Consider the following 6,976-nt stretch of genomic DNA (forward strand, 5'->3'; position numbering starts at 1 on the left):
AGTGGGCCAGAAGATCAACCCGCACGGCTTCCGCCTCGGTATCACGACCGACTGGAACACCCGGTGGTACGCCGACAAGCAGTACGCCGAGTACGTCAAGGAAGACGTCGCGATCCGCAAGCTGCTGAACACCGGTCTGGAGCGCGCAGGCATCTCCGGCGTGGACATCGAGCGCACCCGTGACCGGGTCCGCGTCGACATCCACACCGCCCGCCCGGGCATCGTCATCGGTCGCCGCGGCGCCGAGGCCGATCGCATCCGCGGCGAGCTGGAGAAGCTCACCGGCAAGCAGGTCCAGCTGAACATCCTCGAGGTGAAGAACCCCGAGGCCGACGCTCAGCTGGTCGCCCAGGGCGTCGCCGAGCAGCTCAGCAACCGTGTCGCGTTCCGTCGCGCCATGCGCAAGGCCATCCAGTCGGCCATGCGTCAGCCGGGCGTCAAGGGCATCCGTGTCCAGTGCTCCGGTCGTCTGGGCGGTGCCGAGATGAGCCGCAAGGAGTTCTATCGCGAGGGTCGCGTGCCGCTGCACACGCTGCGCGCCGACATCGACTACGGCTTCTTCGAGGCCAAGACCACCTTCGGTCGCATTGGCGTCAAGGTCTGGATCTACAAGGGTGACATCGTCGGCGGACGTCGCGAGCAGGCTGCGGCCGCTCCGGCAGCCGAGGATCGTCGTTCGCGTCGTCCGAGCCGGCCGCGTCGTGGCGGCAACAGCAACGAGGGCGGCCGCAACACCACCGCGGCCACCGCGGAAGCCAGCGCGCCTGCTCCCGAGCAGGCCGAGAACCAGGAGGGCTGAGGCATGTTGATCCCTCGTCGGGTCAAGCACCGCAAGCAGCATCACCCCAGCCTGAAGGGTCAGGCGAAGGGCGGAACCAAGGTCACCTTCGGTGATTACGGTATCCAGGCGCTCGAGAGCGCTTACATCACCAACCGTCAGATCGAGTCCGCTCGTATCGCGATCAACCGCCACATCAAGCGTGGCGGCAAGGTCTGGATCAACATCTTCCCGGACCGTCCGATCACGAAGAAGCCCGCCGAGACCCGCATGGGTTCGGGTAAGGGTTCGCCCGAGTGGTGGGTCGCCCCGGTCAAGCCGGGTCGCGTCCTCTTCGAGATGACCTACCCCAATGAGGAGACCGCCCGCGAGGCCCTGCGTCGCGCGCAGCACAAGCTCCCCATGAAGACCCGGATCGTGACCAGAGAGGAGCAGTTCTGATGGCACTCGGAATCGCTGCTGGTGAGCTCCGTGAGCTCAGCGACACCGACCTGGTCGATCGTCTGAAGGAGTCGAAGGAAGAGCTTTTCAACCTTCGTTTCCAGATGGCCACCGGCCAGCTCGACAACAACCGCCGCCTGCGGACCGTGCGTCGTGAGATCGCACGCATTTACACCGTCATGCGCGAGCGCGAGCTGGGCCTGGCGTCCGGTCCGGAAGGAGACGACGCATGAGTGAGGACCAGAACGTGAACGTCGAAGAGCGGAACCGCCGCAAGGAGCGGATCGGTTACGTCGTCAGTGACAAGATGGACAAGACCATCGTGGTGGAGCTCGAGGATCGCGTGAAGCACCCGCTTTACGGCAAGATCATCCGCACCACCAGCAAGGTGAAGGCGCACGACGAGCAGGAGACCGCCGGTATCGGCGACCGCGTTCGTCTGATGGAGACGCGACCGCTGTCGAAGTCGAAGCGCTGGCGCCTGGTCGAGGTGCTGGAGAAGGCCAAGTAGGTCGTTCTCGGCTTCCTCTGCCGAAACATTCGAGAGGCCCGGTTCCCGGAAGGGAGCCGGGCCTCTCGGCATTGGTGCGACGAGGGGTCAGCCGCCCATCGCGTTCGCGACGGCCCGGCGGAGGTCCGCGGGACTCGTGGGCTCGTGCACCCGGCCGTTGATCAGGATGCCCGGGGTGCCTCGGATACCGAGGGCGAAGGCCTTCTGGGTGTGGCTCGTGAACCACGAGTCGTACGTCCGATCCCGCATGCAGCGGCTGATGTCGGCGTCGACCCCGTCGGCGGCGGCCAGCCGGACCAGGGCTTCGTTCGACACCCCGGGGCCGCCCTCGGCAGGCTGTGGTCGAACAGCCGGCGGTGGTAGGTCAGCCAGGGCGTGTACGAGTCGCCGGCGCGGGAGTCGGCCACGCAGACCGAGGCGTTCCAGGCGCGGGAGGAGTAGTCGTCGTCGGACATCCGGTTCAGGAAGCTGACGGGGATGTACCGGACGGCGGTGACGGTCGTGGCGCGGAGCTGGTCGAGGAGCCCCGCGTAGTTCGCCTCGAAGTACTTGCAGGCCGGGCACTGGTAGTCGCTGATGACGGTGACGACGACCCGCAGGGGTTCGGTCGGGGCCTTTCCGTCCGCACCGACGAGATACTCGAATCGGGGGTCGCCGAGGCCGCCGATGTCGGAGGAGACGGTGCCCTCGGTCGCCTGCGACGATGCGTCGTCCTTCTCGCCGGAGAAGACGAACACGGCCGTCACGATCAGTGCGACGACGAGCAGGACCGCGATCACGATGCTCCCGACGAGGACCGGCTTGAGCTTCGACGAGGACGGCGGCGGGGCCGGTGGGACCGGGGGCTGGAACGACGCCGACGGGTGTCCGGCCGGTGGCTGCCCGGGCGCGTGCGGCGGCGAGGCGGGTGGCGGGGGCGGCGGATGTCCGGGTGCGGGGGCCTGCTCGGCGGGTCCGGGCGCATCGCGCGAGGCTCCGGACTCGGGTTCGGTCGTCACATCGTCTCCTGATTCGGGGGTCGTTCGGGCCGTGTCGACAGTAGCGATCGGGAATCGAGCGGTGCCGGTCGTCCGGGGCGGCGATCACGAGACGATGCCGTGCGGCATCGAGATTCCTCCGTTCGTACGACATTCGGAGAAGAGGATTTCTCCGGCGGCGGCGGAGCAGGCGGAGAAACCGCGGATTCGTCGTCTCCGCACGCCGCCAGACGATTCTTTCCAGGTCATACCGGATGAATTCCGATTCATCAATGAATTGAACGGAAACCGGCGGTCTTCGGAACGAGGCGGAATCGCGGCGGGGGACTGTCGGTCGAACGAGGGGAGAATGGCGGCGGTGCAACATTCCGGGCTCCGACGACGATAGCCTGTGTGACGGAAGAAGCAGTCGACACACATGGTGAGGACTGTCCGAAGGGCCCTGGTGGGGTTCGAACCAGGGAGAGGGGCTCTATGTCAGCGCTCGACGGTGGGTCCGGCACCGGCGGTGCGAAGCCGGGTTCGCGCGCGCCCGGACGCGCTGCGCGGCCGGCCGAAGACCCGTTGCGAGACACCGGTTCCTGGGACGCGGAGGATGATCCGACGCTCCAGCAGCTGCGTGCGTGGCGGGCCGAGTTGAACTCGGGTCCGATGTACATCTGGATGGACGGGCAGGAGCCCGCGGGGTCGTCGCGCGGCGACGAAGCCGCCCCGCCCCGGCGGCGCGAGCCGGAGCCGGGCGAGCGGAGGGCGCAGGCACCGCGCGAGTCCGGACCCGCCGCACGGCGTCGTCCGCAGGTGCGCTCGACCGACGGTGCGGAACGACGGCGACAGCCCGACGGCGCGGAACGACGACGACCGGCGGCGCGTCAGCCCGACGGGAACGAGCGGCGCCGCTCCGCGCAGCCGGAGTCCGGGGCCGTCGAACGGAGGCACCCGTCGGTGCGCAAGCTCGAGGTCGCCGACCGGCGGGAACCTCGGACGGAACTGCATCCCGTTCAGGAGCCCAAGACGGAGCTGCACCCCGCACAAGAACCCCGGACGGAGTTGCACCCCGCGCAGGAACCCAGGACGGAGCTGCACCCCGCGCAGGAACCCAGGACGGAGCTGCACCCCGCGCAGGAGCGTCCCGCCCCCGCGCGGGAACCTCGGCGGCCGGAACCGTCGCGGCACCGGCTGCGGGCGAATCACGAGCCGGAGCCGGATCGGCAGCGTCCGCAGCAGCGGGACGCGCAGCCGAACAGCGGATCCTGGGTGATCCCCGGGCTGGGGCCGGGGCGGCCGCGTCAGCCGGAGCGGCCCATCGAGCCTCCGCCGCGCCCGGTGCCGCGCAGGCAGATCCCGACCGACCACGCGACCTGGGGCGTCACGCAGCCGCCCGCGCTGTCGCCGGAGGAACTGGTCGGGGCGCAGGCGCGGACCGAGGCGTTTCCGAGCGTCGACGAGGATCAGGCCGCGGCCCGCGGCGACCTTCCGCTCGCGATCGAGGTGAACGGTCTGCGCAAGGTGTTCAAGGGACACGTCGCGGTAGACGGTGTCAGTTTCGCGGTCCCCGAGGGGCAGATCGTCGCACTGCTGGGACCGAACGGCGCGGGCAAGACCACGACGGTCAACATGCTGTGCACGCTGCTGAAGCCGAGCGGGGGCACCGCGTCGGTCAACGGATACGACGTCGTGACCGAGGCCGCGGGCGTCCGCCGTTCGGTGATGCTCACCGGACAGTTCGCGGCGCTGGACGAAGGGCTGACCGGCCGGGAGAACCTGGTGATGTTCGGTCGCCTGCTGGGGCTGAAGAAGTCCGCGGCCAAGCGGCGCGCCGAAGAACTCCTGGAGACGTTCGGTCTCGAGGCCGCGGCGAGTCGCAAGGTCGGACAGTACTCGGGCGGCATGCGTCGTCGTATCGACATCGCGTGCGGACTGGTGACCGATCCGGTGGTCGTCTTCCTCGACGAGCCGACCACCGGTCTGGACCCGCGTAGCCGCCAGGACGTCTGGACCGTGGTGGAGGATCTCCGGGCGCAGGGCGTCACCATTCTGCTGACCACGCAGTATCTCGAAGAGGCCGACATGCTCGCCGACCGCATCGTGGTGATCGACAAGGGCACGGTGATCGCGGAAGGGACGTCGGACGAGCTGAAGGCCGCGACGGGCGCCGCCTACTGCGAGGTGACACCCGCGCACCCGGCCTATGTGCATCGCCTGCGGAGCGCGCTCAGGGATCTGCTGGGGCCGGCCGAGGCCGACACGGAGAACCCGGACGGGACGTTCTCCGTGCCCGCGCCGAACGGGCCGGAGACGCTGGCCGAAGTGCTTCGGCGCACGGAGAAGGAGGACATCCCGCTCGCCGACATCGTGCTGCGGCGTCCCTCGCTCGACGAGGTGTTCCTCGCCCTCACCGACCCGGACGCGGCGGCGCCGGAGACGGACGAGGACGATTCATGACCGCTGTCGTGGAATCGGGCTACGACGACGACCTGGACGGGGAACTTCTGCATCCGAAGACCAACCCGCTCCAGCAGTGGTGGGTGCTCACCGTCCGGGGCCTGACGAAGGTGTTCCGCAACGGCGAGTTCATCTTCGCGTTCGTCTCGCCCGCGATGCTCGCGCTGTGCTTCTACCTCCCGCTGCGGAAGGTGGTCGCCGAGGCCGCGGACGGTCTCGACTACGCGCAGTTCCTGATGCCGATCATCATGCTGCAGTCGATGTCGTTCGTGGCGTCGTCGGCGGCGATGCGTTCGGCGTTCGACGGGATGGAGGGCGTGAACGCGCGCTTCCGGGTGCTGCCGATGCCCGCGCTCGTGCCGTTCGTCGCCCGGACCGCGACCAACTTCGTCCTGCTCCTGGTCGCGTTGATCTGCGGCCTGGCCGCCTGCCTCCTGATGGGTTGGCGCCCGATTCCGCTCGACGAGGACGGCGGCGGCCTGCAGGGCGCGGTGCTGGCGATCGTGCTCGTCGGAGTGATCGGCTGGGCGCTGTCGTTCGTCGCCGACGGGGTCGGCATGGTCGCGAAGACGCCGTCGGCGACCAGCCAGCTGGTCGCGTTCCCCACGCTGATCCTCGGCATGCTCTCGAGCGGTTTCATGCCGCTGATGCTGTTCCCCGAGTGGATCCGCGGATTCGTGCGCAACCAGCCGATCTCGCAGGTCGTCAAGGCCATGCGAGAGCTGATGGAGGGCACCGCGACCTGGGACACCGTCGCACCCTCGGTGTGGTGGTTCTTCGGGCTGATCGTGCTCGGACTGATGCTCTTCGGTGTCGCGGCGCGGAGGATCGGCTGATGACCACGACGACCGACGACGTCGACGATCCGAGGGAGCCGACCGTGCCGAGTGAACCCGAGGCGTCGAGTGGACCGGACGAGCCGATCGTGCTGTCGGAGCGGTCGCTGCTCGGCTGGTGGCGGCAGACCGCGGTGCTGACCGGCAGGCAGCTGCTGGTCGCCTTCCGCGATCTGCCGACGCTCGTGCAGATCCTGATCTTCCCGGCGCTGACCATGCTGATGTTCAAGGTGGTCCTCGGTGACGCGGTGGGCAAGGTTACCGGGGTGGACAGCGCCTTCGGCATCGTGCCGCTGGTGGTGCTGACCAGCACCATGTTCGGTTCGGCGGTGTCGGCGACCCGGTTGAACATGGAACGCCGGAGCGGGCTGCTGAGCCGGCTGTACGTGCTGCCGATCAACCGCGGCGCGGACTTCAGCGCCCGGGTGCTCGCCGAATCGCTGCGCGCGCTGCTCACCACCATCGCGCTGGTGGCCGCCGGATTCCTGATCGGCTTCCGGTTCACCCAGGGGGTCGGACCGGCGATCGGGATCTTCGTGGTCGCGGTGGCGTATGCGACGGCGTTCGCCATGCTCACGTTGGCGCTCGCGGTGAACGCGGCACCGGGGGCTCCGCTGGTCTCCTACCTCGGCATGGTGTCGACCCTGCTGATGTTCTTCAATTCGGGGTTCTCGCCGGTGGACATGTATCCGGGATGGCTGCAGCCGATCGTCGCGAATCAGCCGATGACGCCTGCGATCGATCTGATGCGGTCGTTCGCCGCGGGCGGCCCGATCATGGGGAACCTGATCAAGGTCGGGATCTGGACTGTCCTGATGATGGGTGCGGCCACGTACCCGGCGCTGCAGGGCTACCGGAAGGCGGCGGCGGGTCGGTGATGTCGTCCGTTCGTGTGGATTTCGACTCGTCTGTGCGGCCGGAGTCGGTTCCGACCTGCGAGTTCGGAGGATTGGGGCAATTTAGTGAAGTTGTTTCTTGCGAAGAAGTGCAT

8 protein-coding genes are annotated in these 6,976 nt (G+C 68.4%); 7 read left to right on the forward strand and 1 reads right to left on the reverse strand.

The annotated features are described in order from the left end of the window. Window position 1 precedes the first annotated feature (1 nt). Genes rpsC through rpsQ form a run of 4 tightly spaced genes read left to right on the forward strand, consistent with a single transcriptional unit; the run spans window position 2 to window position 1,730 of the window. Window positions 2-799, forward strand: a complete 798-nt coding sequence (rpsC, locus tag QM809_RS07815; protein ID WP_415045229.1) for a 30S ribosomal protein S3 — start codon at window positions 2-4, stop codon at window positions 797-799. Between the two features lie 3 nt (window positions 800-802). Beyond that, entirely contained in the window at window positions 803-1,219 is a 417-nt protein-coding gene (rplP, locus tag QM809_RS07820) for a 50S ribosomal protein L16 (RefSeq protein WP_415045231.1), read from the forward strand. Beyond that, the gene (rpmC, locus tag QM809_RS07825; RefSeq protein ID WP_005936737.1) at window positions 1,219-1,452 is read left to right on the forward strand and encodes a 50S ribosomal protein L29; all 234 of its coding nucleotides are present in this window, start codon (window positions 1,219-1,221) and stop codon (window positions 1,450-1,452) included. The genes rplP and rpmC overlap by 1 nt, the downstream gene beginning before the upstream one ends. Further along, window positions 1,449-1,730 carry a 30S ribosomal protein S17 gene (gene rpsQ / locus QM809_RS07830; RefSeq protein WP_415045232.1) on the forward strand — a complete coding sequence of 94 codons (282 nt, stop codon included), beginning with the start codon at window positions 1,449-1,451 and terminating at the stop codon, window positions 1,728-1,730. Before rpmC ends, rpsQ begins: the two co-directional genes overlap by 4 nt. An 87-nt stretch (window positions 1,731-1,817) precedes the next feature. Here the strand turns inward: rpsQ and QM809_RS07835 are convergent, their stop codons facing one another. Further along, window positions 1,818-3,074 (reverse strand): DsbA family protein, encoded by a 1,257-nt coding sequence (locus QM809_RS07835; protein ID WP_415047035.1) that lies wholly within the window; start codon window positions 3,072-3,074, stop codon window positions 1,818-1,820. Between the two features lie 680 nt (window positions 3,075-3,754). Here QM809_RS07835 and QM809_RS07840 point away from each other — a divergent pair. Genes QM809_RS07840 through QM809_RS07850 form a run of 3 tightly spaced genes read left to right on the forward strand, consistent with a single transcriptional unit; the run spans window position 3,755 to window position 6,863 of the window. After that, window positions 3,755-5,149 carry an ATP-binding cassette domain-containing protein gene (locus QM809_RS07840; protein WP_415047036.1) on the forward strand — a complete coding sequence of 465 codons (1,395 nt, stop codon included), beginning with the start codon at window positions 3,755-3,757 and terminating at the stop codon, window positions 5,147-5,149. Continuing rightward, entirely contained in the window at window positions 5,146-5,985 is an 840-nt protein-coding gene (locus tag QM809_RS07845) for an ABC transporter permease (RefSeq protein WP_415045233.1), read from the forward strand. Before QM809_RS07840 ends, QM809_RS07845 begins: the two co-directional genes overlap by 4 nt. After that, a complete protein-coding gene (locus QM809_RS07850; RefSeq protein WP_415045234.1) occupies window positions 5,985-6,863 on the forward strand; it encodes an ABC transporter permease in 879 nt (292 codons plus the stop codon). The genes QM809_RS07845 and QM809_RS07850 overlap by 1 nt, the downstream gene beginning before the upstream one ends. Window positions 6,864-6,976 lie beyond the last annotated feature (113 nt).

The organism is Gordonia sp. (in: high G+C Gram-positive bacteria), assembly GCF_047600385.1.
Classification (GTDB): domain Bacteria; phylum Actinomycetota; class Actinomycetes; order Mycobacteriales; family Mycobacteriaceae; genus Gordonia.